The organism is Acinetobacter sp. TR3 (assembly GCF_027105055.1).
In the GTDB taxonomy this organism is placed as follows: Bacteria; Pseudomonadota; Gammaproteobacteria; order Pseudomonadales; family Moraxellaceae; genus Acinetobacter.
The window spans coordinates 2,395,550-2,413,006 of record NZ_CP114264.1; the positions used below are offsets into that span (position 1 = coordinate 2,395,550).

Annotated in this window: 15 protein-coding genes and 1 tRNA gene; 6 read left to right on the forward strand and 10 right to left on the reverse strand. The window is 37.1% G+C overall.

Annotated features, from left to right (window positions below):
- The 5 genes from O1449_RS11310 to O1449_RS11330 form a co-directional block, all read right to left on the reverse strand.
- Positions 1-1,326: an ATP-binding protein gene (locus O1449_RS11310; protein ID WP_269238361.1), complete on the reverse strand. Its 1,326-nt coding sequence runs from the start codon at positions 1,324-1,326 to the stop codon at positions 1-3.
- 6 nt (positions 1,327-1,332) lie between these two features.
- Positions 1,333-2,010 (reverse strand): response regulator transcription factor, encoded by a 678-nt coding sequence (locus O1449_RS11315; RefSeq protein WP_269238362.1) that lies wholly within the window; start codon positions 2,008-2,010, stop codon positions 1,333-1,335.
- A 14-nt stretch (positions 2,011-2,024) separates the two neighbouring features.
- Positions 2,025-3,665 carry a phosphoethanolamine transferase gene (locus O1449_RS11320; RefSeq protein WP_269238363.1) on the reverse strand — a complete coding sequence of 547 codons (1,641 nt, stop codon included), beginning with the start codon at positions 3,663-3,665 and terminating at the stop codon, positions 2,025-2,027.
- 303 nt (positions 3,666-3,968) lie between these two features.
- Positions 3,969-5,075, reverse strand: a complete 1,107-nt coding sequence (locus O1449_RS11325) for a porin (RefSeq protein WP_269238364.1) — start codon at positions 5,073-5,075, stop codon at positions 3,969-3,971.
- A gap of 336 nt (positions 5,076-5,411) precedes the next feature.
- Positions 5,412-6,659 (reverse strand): MFS transporter, encoded by a 1,248-nt coding sequence (locus tag O1449_RS11330; RefSeq protein WP_269238365.1) that lies wholly within the window; start codon positions 6,657-6,659, stop codon positions 5,412-5,414.
- A gap of 144 nt (positions 6,660-6,803) precedes the next feature.
- Here O1449_RS11330 and O1449_RS11335 point away from each other — a divergent pair, with 144 nt between their 5' ends.
- From O1449_RS11335 to O1449_RS11350, 4 genes are all read left to right on the forward strand, one after another.
- Positions 6,804-7,430 (forward strand): lysophospholipid acyltransferase family protein, encoded by a 627-nt coding sequence (locus O1449_RS11335; protein ID WP_269228521.1) that lies wholly within the window; start codon positions 6,804-6,806, stop codon positions 7,428-7,430.
- A 62-nt stretch (positions 7,431-7,492) separates the two neighbouring features.
- Positions 7,493-8,410, forward strand: coding sequence for a patatin-like phospholipase family protein (locus O1449_RS11340; protein ID WP_269239708.1), 918 nt, complete (start codon positions 7,493-7,495; stop codon positions 8,408-8,410).
- A 154-nt stretch (positions 8,411-8,564) separates the two neighbouring features.
- Positions 8,565-9,026, forward strand: a complete 462-nt coding sequence (locus O1449_RS11345; RefSeq protein WP_269228522.1) for an NfeD family protein — start codon at positions 8,565-8,567, stop codon at positions 9,024-9,026.
- Positions 9,027-9,044: 18 nt separating this feature from the next.
- Positions 9,045-9,896, forward strand: coding sequence for an SPFH domain-containing protein (locus O1449_RS11350; protein ID WP_269228523.1), 852 nt, complete (start codon positions 9,045-9,047; stop codon positions 9,894-9,896).
- A gap of 392 nt (positions 9,897-10,288) precedes the next feature.
- Here the strand turns inward: O1449_RS11350 and O1449_RS11355 are convergent, their stop codons facing one another.
- From O1449_RS11355 to prpF, 3 genes are all read right to left on the reverse strand, one after another.
- Positions 10,289-10,654: an MmcQ/YjbR family DNA-binding protein gene (locus O1449_RS11355; protein ID WP_269238366.1), complete on the reverse strand. Its 366-nt coding sequence runs from the start codon at positions 10,652-10,654 to the stop codon at positions 10,289-10,291.
- 47 nt (positions 10,655-10,701) lie between these two features.
- On the reverse strand, positions 10,702-11,613 hold the full coding sequence (locus O1449_RS11360; RefSeq protein WP_269228525.1) for a polyprenyl synthetase family protein: 912 nt from the start codon (positions 11,611-11,613) through the stop codon (positions 10,702-10,704).
- A 163-nt stretch (positions 11,614-11,776) separates the two neighbouring features.
- Complete coding sequence (gene prpF / locus O1449_RS11365; RefSeq protein ID WP_269238367.1) at positions 11,777-12,964, reverse strand: 2-methylaconitate cis-trans isomerase PrpF; 1,188 nt, start codon at positions 12,962-12,964, stop codon at positions 11,777-11,779.
- Between the two features lie 368 nt (positions 12,965-13,332).
- Between prpF and O1449_RS11370 the strand changes: the two genes are divergently transcribed.
- Together O1449_RS11370 and O1449_RS11375 are read left to right on the forward strand one after the other, a co-directional pair.
- Complete coding sequence (locus O1449_RS11370) at positions 13,333-14,691, forward strand: amino acid permease (RefSeq protein WP_269238368.1); 1,359 nt, start codon at positions 13,333-13,335, stop codon at positions 14,689-14,691.
- A 70-nt stretch (positions 14,692-14,761) separates the two neighbouring features.
- Positions 14,762-14,837: transfer RNA gene (locus O1449_RS11375), tRNA-Arg, on the forward strand.
- 71 nt (positions 14,838-14,908) lie between these two features.
- Here O1449_RS11375 and O1449_RS11380 read toward each other — a convergent pair.
- Together O1449_RS11380 and O1449_RS11385 are read right to left on the reverse strand one after the other, a co-directional pair.
- Entirely contained in the window at positions 14,909-15,712 is an 804-nt protein-coding gene (locus O1449_RS11380; RefSeq protein ID WP_269228539.1) for a metal-dependent hydrolase, read from the reverse strand.
- 289 nt (positions 15,713-16,001) lie between these two features.
- Positions 16,002-17,414, reverse strand: a complete 1,413-nt coding sequence (locus O1449_RS11385) for a glutamine synthetase family protein (RefSeq protein WP_269238369.1) — start codon at positions 17,412-17,414, stop codon at positions 16,002-16,004.
- Between the last annotated feature and the right edge of the window lie 43 nt (positions 17,415-17,457).

Here is a 17,457-nt window from a genome sequence, read left to right on the forward strand (position 1 = left end):
TTAAAGTTTTTTAGGTAAGCGAACTAAAACTGAGAGTCCTCCTAGATCAAGACTTCGAGATAGGACTAGGCTTCCCCCAAGTCGCTGCGTGGCTTTATCGACAATTGAAAGTCCGAGACCACTGCCCACTTCTAAATGATGGTGCACTCGATAAAAACGTTTTAGAACTTTATCGTATTGTTCAGCATCAATACCGACACCGCTATCTTCAATTTGAATACAAGCAAAATCGTCACTGTCACTGTAAACCGAAATGTTAATAATGCCTTGATCTGGCGTGTACTTAATCGCGTTATCAATCAGATTAAAAATAATTGAATGTACAGTTGATTCAAGGCTTTGCATTTCTATCAAATCGTTACGTTCAAAACCCAAGTCAATTTCTTTTTGCATTGCAAGATTAACAAGCTGTTCAACGCAATTGAGTGCGACATCATTAAGACAAAATTGCGTATTCGGTTCTATCAGACTTAATGCAACATCTTGTTTTGCTAAAGCTAAAAGCTGCGTCACCAAATGCTGAATACGCGCTAAGCCTTTACTCAAATTTTGCAATGCTTCATGTTCAGGAAATTGGCTAATCAGGATCTTGGTCTGTAAATTGAGTGCAGTGACGGGTGTTCGTAATTCATGTGCCGCATCTGCTATAAACTGTTTTTGCTCGGTTTGAGCATGTTGAATTCGTTCAAATAAATGATTCATCTCTTCAATGGTTGGGATCAACTCTTGAGGATAATCATTGCCATCAATGGGCGCTAAACCATCTGAATCACGTCGCTTTAATTCTGTTTTGAAATCGTCGAGAGGTTTTAAACTCAAACGAATGATAAAGGCTAAAACTACAATCGCAAAAGGCAATAAAATGATATAGGGAACAAACATACTCCCTGCCAATTCCCAAGCAAATGATTGGCGAACATCTTCCTGCTGACTAACTTGTATTTGATAGTCTTTTAAAGGAATGACGTAGACACGCCATTTGCCTTGTGGCGTTTCTTGGCTATAAAAACCCGCTTGTTTTACAGGCGGAATGAGTAAGTGTGTTTGATGCCATAAATGACTTTGATCTTTATAAGCCCAAATATCAACCAGCAAATCTTCTTCGTGATATGTGCGATGCAGTTCAACTTTACTCGCAACACTCGTTAAAGGCTGAGCTGTCGAACGCTCAGCCATATATTGCATTTGTGTATCAAGAATCTCATCAACTTCATGTAAAGCTGTTTTATAAGCGGTAAAGATTAATAAACATCCAAGCAGTAAACTAAAGACCGAAGTTCCCCAAATCAGTCTTTTTTTCAGTGAGTATTGCTTAGATATTTTCATAAATATTTATGATTGTCCCAGTCGGTAACCCAAACCACGGATGGTTCGAATAAAATCTTTACCTAGTTTTGCACGTAAGTGATGTACATAAACCTCTATGGTATTACTGGTCACCTCACTATCAAAATCATAAAGCTTATCTTCAAGATTTGCTTTGGAGAAGATTTTATTTGGATGGCTCACAAGCGGAATTAAAATTGCCCATTCACGGTTTGATAACTCAATCTGTTGCCCTTTGAAAGTCGCCAAATGCTGCTCGACATCAAGAACCAAATCACCATTTTTCAATAACTGCGATTGATTTTTAAGTTGTGCTGTTTCTGCATGACCTCGACGTAATAGTGCATTAATTCGTGCCAATAACTCATCGAACTCATAAGGTTTAATCAAGTAATCATCTGCCCCCTGATTTAACCCATCTACACGATTTTGTAATTGATCCCTTGCTGAGATAATCAGTACAGGAAGTGAGCTACGCTGACGGATTTGTCTCAATACCTGCATACCATCCATCATGGGTAAACCTAAATCAAGCAAAACTAAATCAAAATTATGCTTTGCTAATAAGGACAGCCCATCTACGCCATTATTGACCCACTCTACCTCGAATTGATGGTAGCGCAACAGAGTCAATGTTGACTCTGCAATCATAAAATCATCTTCGATCATCAAGATTTTGGTCATGACTTTATCTCACCTTATGGGTTGGAACATGTCGCTAACATGTCATTTTTAGGGTCAATCACCTTGGTTTTGACATCAAGTAAACTCAACATCGTCGGAAACAAATTGTCTTGACTCAATTCACTCTTATTTTGCTTCGCTAAACATTTCATTTGTTCTGGAGCTTGTTTTTTCCAAAGATCGGAGAACCACATAAACATTGGAACATGGGTTTGTTGAGTCGGGGCAATTGCATAGGGTGCTCCATGTAAATACATGCCACTTTCACCTGTTGATTCACCGTGATCCGATAAATACCACAAGCCTGCTTCGTGCTGTGTTTGGCCTTTTAACGTTTCAATCAATGAGTCCAAAACATAATCCGTATAAAGCAAGGTATTATCATAACTATTCACAAGTGCATCACGCGAACAACCTTGAATCGCATTGGTATCACATGTTGGTTTAAAAACTTTAAATTCTGCAGGAATACGTTTGTAATAGGCTGGACCATGGCTACCCATTTGATGTAGTACCACTAAGCGTGGACGCGTATCATCTTTAGGAATTGTTGCAAGATATGCTTTCAAGCTATCAATTAAAATATCATCAAAACACTCTTCATCTTTACACCATTTCTTTTGAATTGGCTCTGGAATCTTAAATTGTTCAACTCGATCACAAGTTCCCTTACAACCAGAATTATTATCAATCCATGTCACTTGATAACCTGCACGTTTTGCAATATCGAGTAGACCTTCACGATGACTTGCAAGTCGTTCATCATATTCTTTACGTGGCATACCAGAGAACATGCATGGTACGGAGACAGCTGTCGCTGTGCCACAAGAACTCACTTGAGCAAAATTAATTAAATCCTGTTTCGCAAGCTTCGGATTGGTATTCTTAGCGTAACCATTCAAAGAAAAGTTTTCTGCACGTGCCGTCTCACCCACCACTAAAACCATCAATTTGGGTAAAGCAGCAACATCTGCTTTCTGCATTGAAGCATCTTCACCATAAGTCAATAATGGTAAGTTTTCTTTAGGTGCTTTCTTCTTATAATATGAAGCAAATGAAGCAATCATATTTTGCGGTGAGATCATTCCCTTCAAATCACGGTTTTCACGGAATATCGCTGCAAAATCAACGTAAAAAACAAACAATAATCCACCAACCAAAGCCAATGAAACAATTGAAGCAATCACTTTTTTTACAATTTGACGCAGGATTGGTTCAGGCTTTAACTTCACCATCAAAATTGCAATGATGGGAAGCACTGTCATTCCTAATGTCCATACAACCAAATGCCAAGACCATGTATCACGTGCTTCAGCAACATCTGTTTGCATTAAATTTTGCACTTGATCTGATGTAATTAAAACACCAAGTGTATTCACAGTATATGAAGCAAAGCCACCAATAAAAACTAAAGCGATGGCTATTGGTTTTGCTGTCCATTTCCAGTTAAAAAGCTGAAAAATAAAATGATAAGCTGCAACAACTACAATGACGGATGCTGCGACAAACATTCCCGCTTTTATGCCAGTATAAGGCGTAAGCGATTGGATTTTTTCATAAAAAGCAAAGTTAAGAAAAATACCTAGCCATATTGCAAGCAATAGATTAAATGCAAACAAGGATATCGATTTGGTCTTGAGTTTCTGTAGGAACATGATCTTCACAGTCTGAAAATAGATTTCTTAACTTGCTTAAGATAAGAATAAAAACTTAAAAATGACTTAAACTAAATAATTGAGAGTTAACAAAACAATGGATCTATATCTAGGCATCAAAGCATATGTCAAAATAATTCATTCCAAAACAATGAATTCCATTTACTTTTCATCTAACATTTGTCTTAATGTTATTGTCGAAAATCATTTTATTCAGTTAAATGATTATATTACAACATAATAAAATAGAAATAAAAAACACCCCCTAAGTCAAACTTAGGGGGTGTTTTTAGATACGAGATATTAGAATTTAAATTCTAAACCTAATCCTGCTACAGGTTGCTTATCTTTTTTGTCCGCTTGTTCAAGCGTTAGATAACCCGCATAACCGTATGTTTTAACTTGTTTGCTAAATGCATAGTCAGCACCAGCAATCACTTGTTTGGCTTTAAAATCTGCCGTGTTGTTTTTAAAACTGGTATCATTTTGGCTATATTGACCTTTTACCGTCCAATTTTTTGCTTGCGGAATATTATATTCAGCACCAATTAACCAACCTTGAGTATCATCAATATTTTCAGATCCGGCAGCATTGCCTGATGCTTTTTCTACTTCCGAAGTTTGATAAAGAGCTTTTAATGCAAGCCCTTCAATAGGGGTAACTTTACCAATAACTCGAAGAGTATTTGCTGCAGCCAATAATTGATCACCAGCAATCACTTTTTCAGCAGCATTTAAAAAGCCACGACCTAAGAAGTTACTTGGAATTGCTTTGTCATAACCAATACCCGCCACGAGTAATGGATTTTCATAAGTAACAGATGCAGACCATGCATCACCTAAGCCACGACCAGCAACTTTCGCACCACCACTTGTCGCTTTGATGCCAGATGATTCACCCGTAGCAAGTAATGCGTTAAATTTAAATGCACCATCTAGTAATTTAACGGCTGGAGATTCATAAATCACCGTATTATCGATACGGTTTTCGCCAGTGAAAATACCACCAATATCAGCTTTATTCCCTACATAGTTATTGAATGTATCAACGACACTTGATAATTGCTTTACAGGCGTATCATGCTTACCAATCTTAACTGTACCTAATTGGCTGTCTTTTAAACCAATAAAACGGTTACGTTGGCTCCAATCAGTGGTGTCACCATCAGCACTTAAACCCCATTCTGCAGCATATACAGCGCTTAAACGATCGGTTAGTTTTTCATCACCCTTAATTCCAATAAACGAACTATTTGAGCTAATCTCCCAGACATCTTTATTTCCAATCGTTGCATTTTTTTCTGGTAAATAATCAACACTGGCATCAATTTCACCATAGATTGTTGGTGCTGCAAATGTTGAAGTTGCGAGTAAACCAAGCACTGCTGCTGTTACAATTTTGATTTTCATTGTTTACGTCCTAGCTAAATTTGTAACAAATCCTACACATTAACTTTATATGACAAAACGATTAAAATCTTATTTATTTATTCTATTTTCGACTAAAGTTTAATTTTTACACACATCAATTACACTTTATGAATTCTATAAAAAATATTTTTTTATTAATAAATTTCAATGAATTAAACAATATTCTCAAAAACACTATTCTATAAAAAATACTTACACGCAATCACGAGACTTTGAGCTAAAACAATAAACTTTGCGGATGAACCAATATAAAAACCATCATTTATATTTCAAAATTAAGAAATATTAAAAGAAATTTGTAATAAAAATTTGTTTTCATCTTGTATTTTCTTTCCAATAGAAAATCGGGAATAGACTCAAAATAGCAATCATACAAATCAAACATAAGTAACGATAATATCCAATTGCATCAGCCAAAATTCCACTTCCTAAGTAGAGTAAACCACTCATCGTAGCCATAATTGATACCTGAAAAGTAAAATCTGTACCTGCAAATGCTTTGCGACTGTACTGCATAATCAAAGTTAAGATGACCACCAATAACATTGCTGAACATGCATCTTCAAATGCATTGACGATATATAACCAAAATGGCGTAATCTGCTGATTAGTTTCATACCCATAAGCAATACCAGTATAAGCAACTAAACTGATAATCTTCAGAATTGAAAAAGTAATTAAACATCGTATTCTGGAAAAATGTTTTAATAAAAGCCCAGCAACACCTGCTCCTAGTAGCGCTGCCATGGCACCAAAAATAGTAATAAAAACGCCTATTTGGGTGTAATTTAGACCCATATCGACCATCAAAGGTTTTAATAATGGTCCTGCCAAACCATCAGCAACTTTAAAGCTCAATAAGACTATCAACCACGTTTTTAACTCTTGAGAAGATGTAAAATAAGTAAGATATTTTTTAATTGATTGGCTAAATGAAATCGAAGAAGTTGTCTGCGCGCTATTTGTAAAATCATGCCTAGGCTCTCGATAAAACAAAATAGGTATGGTATTCAAAAAAACTAGCCCAGCTAAAACTAAAAAAGTTTTCTGCCAGTCCAACCAATCTAAACACCAAAGCACTACTCCACCACCCACAATAAATCCTAAACGTGAACCAATCACTTGAAATGTATTGCCCCAATGCTGTTGATCCTGTTTGAGTAAATTGACAGCTAAAGCATCAGTGGCAATATCTTGTGTCGCACCAGTGAAATTCATTAAAAAAAGTAGAGCAAAGAAAATAAATAAATAACTGGGTTGATCAAGTGCTTGAATAGGGAAAAATGACAAAATAACCAAAATAAAAACACTCGATAATTGCATCGGAATAATCCAACTACGGTAGTGCCCTAAACGAGAAAGCGCAAAACGGTCAACATAAGTTGCCCAAAAGATTTTGATCGACCAAGGCAGCATCAGTAAACCAAAACCACCGATATGTGCTAAAGAGACACCTTGTGCTCTTAAAATTACGGGTAAGGCATGGGTCATGAAACCTACTGGTAATCCCTGTGCCCAATATAGAGAAAACAATAAAATGTAAATCTGTCGAAGATTAAGCATTTAGAGTTTTCCAGAGCAATAAAAGAGAGAACTCAAGTATCCAATCCTTTCATTGATCTGGCAATAAAATCTTAGTTTTTGCCAATGCGAGACCTGTCATGAGCGTTTAACATAAATGGTAGTTGTCATCGTATTTACAGATTTATGCCACAATATTTTCCTGACTTACCTCCGTTAGTTCCGCAACGTGGAACGGTTTTCAGTCGTACTTTGTGTAGAAAACTGTTTTTAGGACAAGGTTGGACTGTGGTTGGAGAAATTCCAAACTTACCCAAAGCAGTTGCTATCATTTCTCCACACACTTCAAATATTGATGGTTGGTATGGTTTCTTAGCGATTGGCGGGCTCGGTTTAAAAATTACAGTTTTGGGAAAAGATACTTTATTTAAACCACCGTTTAAGCCGCTTCTAGATTGGGTAGGACTCATTCCTGTTCATCGTGATAGTACCAATGGTCTCACTGAACAAGTGGTCGCGACTATTCACAAATATGACAAAATTTGGGTTGGTATGGCGCCCGAGGGAACGCGAAAAAAAGCTGAAAAAATAAAAAGTGGTTTTTATCATATAGCTCATGCAGCAGGAATACCCATTGTGATGTTTGCTTTCGACTACGATCGCAAAACCATTTACAGCTTAGGAGCATTTACACCAACAGGTCACTATCAAAATGACCTTGAACAGATTATGCAGCGTTATGTTGGTCATTTTTCTCCAAAGAATCCTGCTTGGCTAGCAGAACCATTACAAAAACTTGTGAAAAAGGACTAGAAAATTGGGGGTAAATCTGCTCTGATGTGCCCATCTTTTTGTCTATTTTATCTCCACTTCATATGAAAATTGCTCGACTGTCTTGCTTGGCTTTATTCAGCTTAGCTTTATTTGGTTGTGATCAAACTGTAAAAAATGCTCCCCCTACAACTTCGATTAAAGCTCGTGAACCTGTTATCGCTTTGGCTTTAGGTGGAGGTGGTGCAAAAGGCTTTGCGCATATTGGTGTCATTAAAGTTTTAGAATCTCATGGCATTAAAGCTAAGATTGTCACTGGAACAAGTGCGGGTAGCTTTGTTGGAAGTATTTATGCAAGTGGGCAAACCCCTTATCAAATGCAAAATCTCGCATTAAAACTTCAAGAATCTGATTTGCGTGATCTTACCATCAATAGTCAAGGCATTATTTTGGGTCAAAAACTGCAAAACTATGTCAATACTCAAGTTGGTAACAAACCCATTGAAAAATTTCCAATTCGCTTTGCTGCGGTCGCCACTCGTTTAGACAATGGTAAAAAAGCTGAGTTTATTAAAGGAAATGCAGGTCAAGCCGTACGGGCCTCTTGTAGTATTCCCAATGTCTTTGTCCCTGCGGTGATTGGGAATACCAAATATGTAGATGGTGGTTTAGTCAGTCCAATTCCTGTCAAAACTGCCAAAGATATGGGTGCTGATATTGTGATTGCAGTCGATATATCTGCGCGTCCAACAGGTGATAAACCATTAAGCATGTGGGGTTTATTGGATCAGACCATTAATATTATGGGGCAACAAAGTATTAATGAAGAATTGAGCCAAGCAAGTGTTGTAATTCAACCGAAAGTCGGTCATTTGGGTGTACTTGATCTGAAATCGAGTAATCAAGCAATTTTAGAAGGTGAAAAATCGGCTCAAGCGAAAATCACATCAATCCAAAATGCAATTGCAACGTTTAAGAAATCTCCTGCTGCATTCAAACCTGCACCAAAAGCTAAATTCTAATCATTACCTTCAGGGGGTTGCTGCAATTTTATAATAATCATCAGCCCCAATATCTAAAAAAACAATCTTTGTATATTCATAAACATAATGATCTGCTAAAGTGCCAAAGTGAATGTTTTTTCACCTAACTCAGTTTAATGATGCGAGCAAATCTATGGAGTTTGTAGTTGAACCTTGGCACTGGTTTGTATTAGGAATTTTGCTGATCCTTTCAGAGTTGATTTTGACCGCTTTTGCTGCGTTATGGTTTGGCGTAGCCGCAATTATGGTCTGCATTTTACTATGGCTTTTCCCAATGATGGGCTTTACCACCCAAGTGGTCACATGGGGAATTTTATCCATTTTATGTACGATTCTTTGGTTCAAGTTTATCAAACCACTTTCAATTGATAAAACTAAAGCAGGTCTAGCGCGTGAATCAACAATAGGTCAAGTGGGTATGGTGATTAAAACTGGACTTGATCATGGACAAATCGTTGTACGTTTTCCCATGCCTATTTTAGGTTCTGATGAATGGAATTGCCGTTCTACAGCTCCAATACAAGTTGGTGATCGTGTCCGAGTAATTGATATTTTAGGTAATGATTTAGTCGTTCAACCACATAGCAACTCATAAACATAAAGAGGGTTTCCAATGCCTGTCGGTACTATTGTTGTCTTAGCACTTTTAGCTTTTATTGGCACAACTATTTTTAAAGGGGTACGTATTGTTCCTCAAGGGTATAAATGGATTGTGCAACGTCTAGGTAAATACCATACCACCCTAAACCCAGGTCTGAACTTTGTTATTCCTTATATCGATGAAGTGGCGTATAAAATTACAACGAAAGATATTGTGTTAGATATTCCATCACAAGAAGTGATTACTCGAGACAATGCTGTTTTAGTAATGAATGCAGTCGCTTATATCAATCTAACAACTCCAGAAAAAGCCGTGTATGGAATTGAAAATTATACGTGGGCGATTCAAAACCTAGTGCAAACTTCATTACGTTCGATTGTCGGTGAAATGGATTTAGATGATGCTTTATCATCTCGTGATCATATTAAGGCGAAATTAAAAGCTGCCATTTCTGATGATATTTCAGATTGGGGCATCACCCTTAAAACAGTTGAAATTCAAGATATTCAGCCATCTCACACCATGCAAGCTGCGATGGAAGCACAAGCAGCGGCTGAACGTCAACGCCGTGCAACAGTGACGAAAGCGGATGGTGAAAAACAAGCTGCAATTTTAGAAGCGGATGGTCGTTTAGAAGCTTCCCGTCGTGATGCAGAAGCTCAGGTAGTCCTTGCTGAATCTTCACAACGTGCGATTGAAATGATCACCACTGCTGTAGGTGATAAAGAAATTCCTGTTGCTTATTTATTAGGTGAGCAATATGTGAAAGCAATGCAGGATCTATCTAAATCAAGCAATGCAAAAACTGTGGTACTCCCATCGGATGTACTTAATGCTATCCGTGGAATTATGGGTAAACATTAATTTTAATAACTCTAATGTGTTACTGTTTGTAGTAGCACATTAGATCAAATAAAAATTTTAAGCTCATGATTTATATTATAGGTTTAATCCTAAGTTTCATTTATTGTGGACAAATTTTATCCTCAGAAATACAGTCTCGTAATATTTTTCATATGAAAAATGGTGACAAACAAATGCATTTGTTACTATTTTCCCAGCTATTCCCTTTTTCCAAATTATATTTTTAATAATCAGTTGGCTATTAAATTATTTTTTCGATCCAATTGCGATCAAAGTTTTATGTACCTTATTTATCTTCCAATTTATTTTTTGGGTTATCAATTTTAAAAAGAAATCAAAAGAGCGAATAAAGAGTTGAGTATAATTGTACTTAAACTCATGATTTAAAAAAATTATTGATTAATCAATTTTTGATCTTTGACTGGTCGCTGTTTTACGATCAAATCATAAGAATCTTGAATGAGATCCTGAACTAAATCAGCTGTGATATCTGAATTACTGGCAATCGAAATCCAATGCTTTTTATTCATATGATAACCCGCTGAAATTGAGGCATAGAGTTCTTGGTATTCTAGACTTTTTTCAGGCTTACATTTTACAGTGATGATCAATTTTCCTGAGTAAGAACCAATCAACATAAACATCTTGTCAAAAATTTTAAATACTTCACAATCTGGGCCAAAAGGTTGTGACTGGATCGAAAAAGCAAGTTTTTGTCCATACTCCAGTGCCAATTGTTCTAGTTGATCTTCATTCATAAACCGTATCCTATTTCATTTTTATGGGTATACAGTCCTAGCTTAGATTAACTTTGACGTGCTAACAAGAATTGTGAAATCTCAACTAATTCTTTGGCATCATCGCCAAAATATGCCAATGCTTCAAAGGCTTGATCATGTAAATTTTGGGCATAAGCTTGAGCCTGTTGCAAACCCATCAAGGCGGGATAAGTAGATTTTTGTACTTGCTCATCTTTACCCGCAGTTTTACCTAAAATTTCAGTGCTCGCGGTAACATCAAGAATGTCATCTTGTACTTGAAAAGCTAAACCAATGGTTTGCCCAAATTGACGCAATTTAGGAATTGCTTGATCTGTCCCATTAAAGATGGTCACAGCACCCATCATAATCGCGGCTTGAATCAACGCACCCGTTTTATTACGGTGAATATTTTCTAATTCAGTTTGATCAACTTGTTTGCCTTCAGCCTGCAAATCCAAGACCTGACCACTTACCATTCTCGAACTGGCTGTCGCTAAAATCTGCATTTGTTTCAAGACAACTGCTGCATCTGTGCCCTGTCCCTGTTCATCAAACAAACGGCTTCCCAAAATCTCAAATGCCATTGACTGCAAAATATCGCCTGCCAATAATGCTGTATTCTCACCAAATGCGACATGACATGTTGGCTGACCACGGCGAAGCAAATCATTGTCCATACATGGCAAATCATCATGCGCCAACGAATAACAGTGAATTAACTCAACCGCAACAGCAGCACGACGTGCCGCCGCAAAATTGTGGTTCGACTGTAACGAAGCTGCTGCGTAGCATAACGCTGGACGGACACGTTTCCCCCCCAACATCACCGCATGATGAACCGCTGACTTTAAAGGTTCTGGAATGGAAAATGCAGCCAATGCTGTCAATAAATCTTGTTGAATACGTTGTTGAGCTTGTTGTAGAACATCCGCATTAACTTGAGAAATAGATGACACGATTGCCTCGGGAAATTTTAATGAAAGGGTCAACTGGCAAAAACTTGTCAGAATGACAACATCATAACATTATTTATTTAGAGAAATTGTTTTTGTGTTTTGAATAACTTCAAAATAATAAAGCCTTCAAATGAAGGCTTTATTCACGGGATTAAATTAGCATTTAGAAAGTATCACCCGGTACACGAACCCAACCTTCCATCAAAACACGTGCACTACGGCTCATGATTGCTTTCTTCACAGCCCACTTCCCATCAATTAACTCGGCTTGAGCACCGACACGTAAAGTGCCTGATGGATGACCAAAACGAACTGCTTCACGTTCGCCACCCCCTGCTGCTAAATTCACTAAAGTACCCGGAATCGCTGCTGCCGTTCCAATCGCCACGGCTGCTGTACCCATCATGGCGTGATGTAACTTACCCATAGATAATGCACGTACCAATAAATCAACATCTGTTACTTCAACAGTTTTTCCACTTGAAGAAGTATAGCTTTTAGGTTCTGAAACAAAAGCGATTTTAGGCGTATGCTGACGTGCTGCTGCTTCTGAAATATCTTTGATCAAACCCATATGAACTGCACCATGTGCGCGAATTTTTTCAAAACGCGCTAAGGCTGCGGCATCCCCATTAATACGATCTTGTAATTCTGTTCCTTGATAGCCAATATCTTCAGCATTCAAGAAAATAGTTGGAATGCCTGCATTAATAAATGTCGCTTGGAATGTTCCAACATCAGGCACAACCAATTGATCAACAACATTTCCTGTAGGAAACATATCCCCACCCTCTTCGCCATCATCAGCGGGGTCTAAAAATTCAATTTGAACTTCTGCTGCAGGGAAAGTCACTCCATCTAATTCAAAATCACCTGTTTCTTGAACCTGACCATTGGTTACTGGGACGTGTGCAATAATGGTTTTTTGAATATTCTTTTGCCAGATGCGTACCGTACAAATCCCATTTTCAGGAATACGATCTGCATCGACCAAACCATTAGAAATAGCAAATGAACCGACTGCTGCAGTCAAGTTGCCACAGTTACCACTCCAATCTACGAAAGCTTGATCAATAGAAACTTGTCCAAATAAATAGTCAACATCGTGCTCTGGCTCTGCACTTTTTGCCAAGATCACTGTTTTACTGGTACTTGAAGTTGCACCGCCCATACCATCAATTTGTTTACCATAAGGATCTGGACTTCCTATGACACGTAGCAAGAGCAAGTCACGTGCTTTTCCAGCAACTTGTGCGGCTTCAGGTAAATCATTGAGATTGAAAAAGACACCTTTACTCGTGCCACCACGCATGTAGGTTGCAGGGACTTTAATTTGTGGTACTGAACTCATGTCAATTTCATCCTTTTATCATGTTCTTAGTGCAAGTGAATGTGAGCTTAAAGTATCGTAGAGTCATCTGAAATGCCATACGACTATACGATTAAAGCAAAACGGAATAGATAAAGCACATCGTGTATATTGAGTAAAGTTGAATAACTTAACAATGGCATGAGAATAAACAACTGCTGTTTAAAAAACAAAAGTCTGATTTAAATGTCTAAAATACCACCACCATATAGTTTACTATTCGTTCAAATATAGGATTTTAAATAACTTTTAAAAACTACTTTCCAGTCATAGCCAAGCTGTACTTTTACTAGGCTAAAACTTTGCAATCTATTAGAATATTCGAATTATTCCTCGTCGAGCTCAGTCCTTTGAACAACGATTCCTCTCAACTTCAGCGTGGACTTAAAAACCGCCATATTCAGCTCATCGCGATGGGTGGAGCTATTGGTACGGGCTTATTTTTAGGTTCTGCACAAGTCATCCAGTCTGCTGGACCATCCATTATTTTAGGTTATGCAATTGGCGGTCTAATTGCATTTCTCATCATGCGTCAACTCGGTGAAATGATTGTCGAAGAACCTGTCGCGGGTTCATTTAGTCATTTTGCTTATCAATATTGGGGGAAGTTTCCAGGATTCTTATCAGGTTGGAATTATTGGGTACTATATATCCTTGTTGCGATGAGTGAACTGACTGCGGTTGCAAAATACATTAACTACTGGTGGCCTCATATTGCGGCTTGGCAATCAGTGTTATTTTTCTTTGTCATTATTACGGCAATTAATTTAACTAACGTTAAATTATATGGTGAATCAGAGTTTTGGTTAGCTATCATTAAAGTCACAGCTGTTGTCGCTATGATTTTATTTGGTTTGTTTTTACTTTTCACAGCAGATGCGAATTCAACAGCCTCATTTAGTAACCTTTGGTCACATGGTGGATTCTTTCCAAACGGTTTTGATGGTTTGTTTTACATGCTTGCCTTTATTATGTTTGCTTTCGGTGGAATCGAACTGATTGGTATGGCTGCGGCAGAAGCGAATGATCCAAAGAAAACCATTCCAAAAGCAATTAATCAAGTTGTTGTGCGTATTTTGGTTTTCTATGTTGGCTCATTAGCGATTCTCCTTTCACTTGTGCCTTGGAACCAACTGGATTTAGGTGGTTTAGACAAAAGTCCATTTGTGATGATTTTTAGTCAAATGGGAATTGGTTGGGCGGCTCATTTACTTAACTTCATTATCTTAACAGCAGCTTTATCTGTATATAACAGCGGTATGTTTGCCAATAGCCGTATGCTTTTCGGTTTAGCACAACAAGGGAATGCGCCTAAAGTTTTCGCTAAAGTAAATAAACAAGGTGTACCGATTCCTGCTGTTTTATTATCTGCTTTATTGATTTTTGGTTGCGTACTGTTGAACTATTTTGTTCCAGAAGATGCCTTAGGTCATTTGATGTATGTAGTGGTTGGCGCTCTAGTGCTTAACTGGGCGATGATCAGCCTAACTCATTTAAAATTCAAAGCGATGGTCAAGGAAAAGAATTTAAAAACGAGTTTCCCTGCGTTATGGTCACCAATCAGTAACTACTTAGTCTTAGTTTTCATTGCAGTCGTGCTGTACATCATGTGGCAACAAGGTTTCAAAGAATCTGTGCTGATGATTCCGATCTGGATTGTATTAATGTTTGTGCTATATAAAGCTTTGAAGCTTAAAGCTAAAGACTAAATATCTGATCAAATTCATCAAAAAGTGATTGCTTAGGCAATCACTTTTTTGTTTATAATCACAAAATTATGCGCTTATAGCTTAACTGGATAGAGCAGTTGCCTCCTAAGCGACCGACGTGGGTTCGAGTCCCGCTGAGCGCACCATTTAGATAATTGAGATATAAACGATAGTATCCTTGAATAAGTTAATAATAATTTGATTTTAAAATGAATATTTAATTAGCTAACAACACTTTCGCTTTGGTGAGTAAATCTTGTTGGTTTATCTCAGACGGATGAAAACTAGCTTTATAGAATGCTAAATAATCAGGTAGTAAACGCCACGTCATTTGAGTCAGTCCTAAAAGCGTTTGAGCATTTTTCAAAAGTTGTGCTGGGGAATACAAGGTATTTTTGCGGTCTTGCCAGGCAAGATGACTGGTCATCACAATAGTGCTAGTTATAAATCCGACAGTAATGGTTCGCATACTTCTACGGCGCTGCGCTAGATTAGCAAAAACTTGCTGATATACATCAAAAGCTACATGCTTATGCTCAATTTCTTCAACAGCATGCCAAATCCATAGATTCTTCATGTTTTCTGATAAACCTTTAAACATGACATTTGGATACTGAAGCATATAACCAGCCATCATTGCCGTAAAATGCTCAAGTGCGACCGTTGCAGCCAATTGACGGCGTTGACTCAAAGTCCGTAAGCGAATCATCTCCTGCTCATAAGCCTTTTCAAATTTTTTTAAATGATATTCACTGCTTTGCACCAATTGATTGAACTCTTCATGCGCGCGGGCATGATGCGCCTCTTGACCAATAAAACCTGAAATATCTTTTTGTAATTGTTCATCATGAATTTGATCACGCACATTACGAACAGTTTCTACAAAAAAACGTTCTCCCTGTGGAAAGCTCATAGATAGTGCTGTGAGAAAATGTGACATAAGCGTAGATTCAGTATAGTGCGCTTTGATTTTCTCAGGTTTAAACTGCGTTTGGCGCACCGTAATTGTATTATGTGACATTATGGCTTTCCTTCCCCTAAAACTAAAGCGCAAACAGCTTTAACTACATTAATAAGACCATCAAGAAATCATATATTCAACAGCAAGCCGACAAGAGCTACATCATCTCTTGAACAAGCTTAGATATAAATTTCTACTTAGTTCTAAATTGGAACTGTGATTAAATTATAATCTACTATTCATGCTGTCAATTTGTTTTTCATGTATTTTCTCAATTTGTCCTATAAAGATATATTGTGACCTTAAAGCGGTTATTTGCTAAATCAAGGCTAGATAAAACAATAGATGTCTAAATATCCCAAGACTTTTCAATTGATGTGATTTGACTATGAACGCTTTGGTATTCTGCTTGTTTTACTGTGCACCATAATTCCATAAATTCTTTACCTAAATATTCTGCAAGTATCTTGTTATTTTTAAATAATTTTAAAGCTTCCATTTGCTCAATTGGCAATAAATAATGTTTAGATTTAAACGTAACTTGATGGATTTGTTTCGGTACTTCTAACTGGTGTGTTAAACCATAAAGTGTGCCAATCAAAATCATGGCAATGGTAAGATAAGGATTACAATCTGCTCCAGCCACACGGTATTCCAATCTTTGATTTTCTTGATCAGAGCAAGGTATTCGAATAGCCACATTACGGTTATTCAGCCCCCAACTCGCCTCTAAGGGAACATAATGACCTTTTTTAAAGCGTCTAAAAGAGTTTAAATTGGGTGCTAAAATTGCCATCGAACTTGGCATTAACCATAACAAACCACTGATGACTTTTAAAAGATCTTGAGATAACTCATCTTTCTGAGGACTAAAAATATTGTTTTGATCTTGATCAAGCAAACTCATATGAAAATGCATGCCACTGCCCGCTTTTAACAGATCTGGCTTGGCCAGAAAATTTGCGCGAAATCCGTGTTTATGTGCAATTTGTTTAATGGTTCGTTTTAATAACATAATCTGATCACATAACTTTAAAAGATCACATGTGTGTTGTAGATTAAGCTCATATTGCCCTGAAGATGCTTCAGAAATAATTCCTGTAATTATAATATTCTGTAGTTTAGCGATAGCTTCAATCTCATCTAAGATTTGTTGATGTGTATCAGAGAGATGAATATCGAAACATTGAGTTATTAATTCTTGAACTTCTTGTTCCCCACTCAACGGCTGCAAATAAAATTCTATTTCTGCTGCAATACATGGGTGATAATTTTTTTCATGTAATTGTTGGAGTATTCTTTTTAAAATATTACGAGGTTCAATTAAACACTCTTGATGGCGATCATCCTTCATGGTTAATAACAATTGAGCATTAGTTTCAGGCTCTATGGCACAAGGTTGCAATGAACCTAGGATAGGCTGACACAAATGATCTGGTTCACCAATAAATTTACCTAATCCTGTTTCTTCTATCACATTTCCATTTAGACTCATCGCATAAATAGAAATGGGTAAATAACATGCTTTCACCAATTGTGTTAAGCATTTGACATCAATTCTTTTACCTCGTAGATGTCCATTCAAATCATACAAATAAATATCAATATGTTGTGTATTTGGATACTTTTCTAAATAATGATCTACTTCCTCTAAAAATAATCCCTTATCAAGCAGAATATTTTCAGATTTTTGCTCATTTGATTGATTAATTGTATTATTAAAATTTAATAGCTGATTCAACTCTACAAAGACAGCATTCATAAATTAAACCAAGTTCATATTGTTATGAATAGGATAATTTATG

Excerpts from the sequence above, each read along its gene's own strand:
- O1449_RS11310 (WP_269238361.1), bottom strand. The coding sequence starts at position 1,326 with ATGAAAATATCTAAGCAATACTCACTGAAAAAAAGACTGATTTGGGGA.
- O1449_RS11315 (WP_269238362.1), bottom strand. The coding sequence starts at position 2,010 with ATGACCAAAATCTTGATGATCGAAGATGATTTTATGATTGCAGAGTCA.
- O1449_RS11320 (WP_269238363.1), bottom strand. The coding sequence starts at position 3,665 with ATGTTCCTACAGAAACTCAAGACCAAATCGATATCCTTGTTTGCATTT.
- O1449_RS11325 (WP_269238364.1), bottom strand. The coding sequence starts at position 5,075 with ATGAAAATCAAAATTGTAACAGCAGCAGTGCTTGGTTTACTCGCAACT.
- O1449_RS11330 (WP_269238365.1), bottom strand. The coding sequence starts at position 6,659 with ATGCTTAATCTTCGACAGATTTACATTTTATTGTTTTCTCTATATTGG.
- O1449_RS11335 (WP_269228521.1), top strand. The coding sequence starts at position 6,804 with ATGCCACAATATTTTCCTGACTTACCTCCGTTAGTTCCGCAACGTGGA.
- O1449_RS11340 (WP_269239708.1), top strand. The coding sequence starts at position 7,493 with ATGAAAATTGCTCGACTGTCTTGCTTGGCTTTATTCAGCTTAGCTTTA.
- O1449_RS11345 (WP_269228522.1), top strand. The coding sequence starts at position 8,565 with ATGGAGTTTGTAGTTGAACCTTGGCACTGGTTTGTATTAGGAATTTTG.
- O1449_RS11350 (WP_269228523.1), top strand. The coding sequence starts at position 9,045 with ATGCCTGTCGGTACTATTGTTGTCTTAGCACTTTTAGCTTTTATTGGC.
- O1449_RS11355 (WP_269238366.1), bottom strand. The coding sequence starts at position 10,654 with ATGAATGAAGATCAACTAGAACAATTGGCACTGGAGTATGGACAAAAA.
- prpF (WP_269238367.1), bottom strand. The coding sequence starts at position 12,964 with ATGAGTTCAGTACCACAAATTAAAGTCCCTGCAACCTACATGCGTGGT.
- O1449_RS11380 (WP_269228539.1), bottom strand. The coding sequence starts at position 15,712 with ATGTCACATAATACAATTACGGTGCGCCAAACGCAGTTTAAACCTGAG.
- O1449_RS11385 (WP_269238369.1), bottom strand. The coding sequence starts at position 17,414 with ATGAATGCTGTCTTTGTAGAGTTGAATCAGCTATTAAATTTTAATAAT.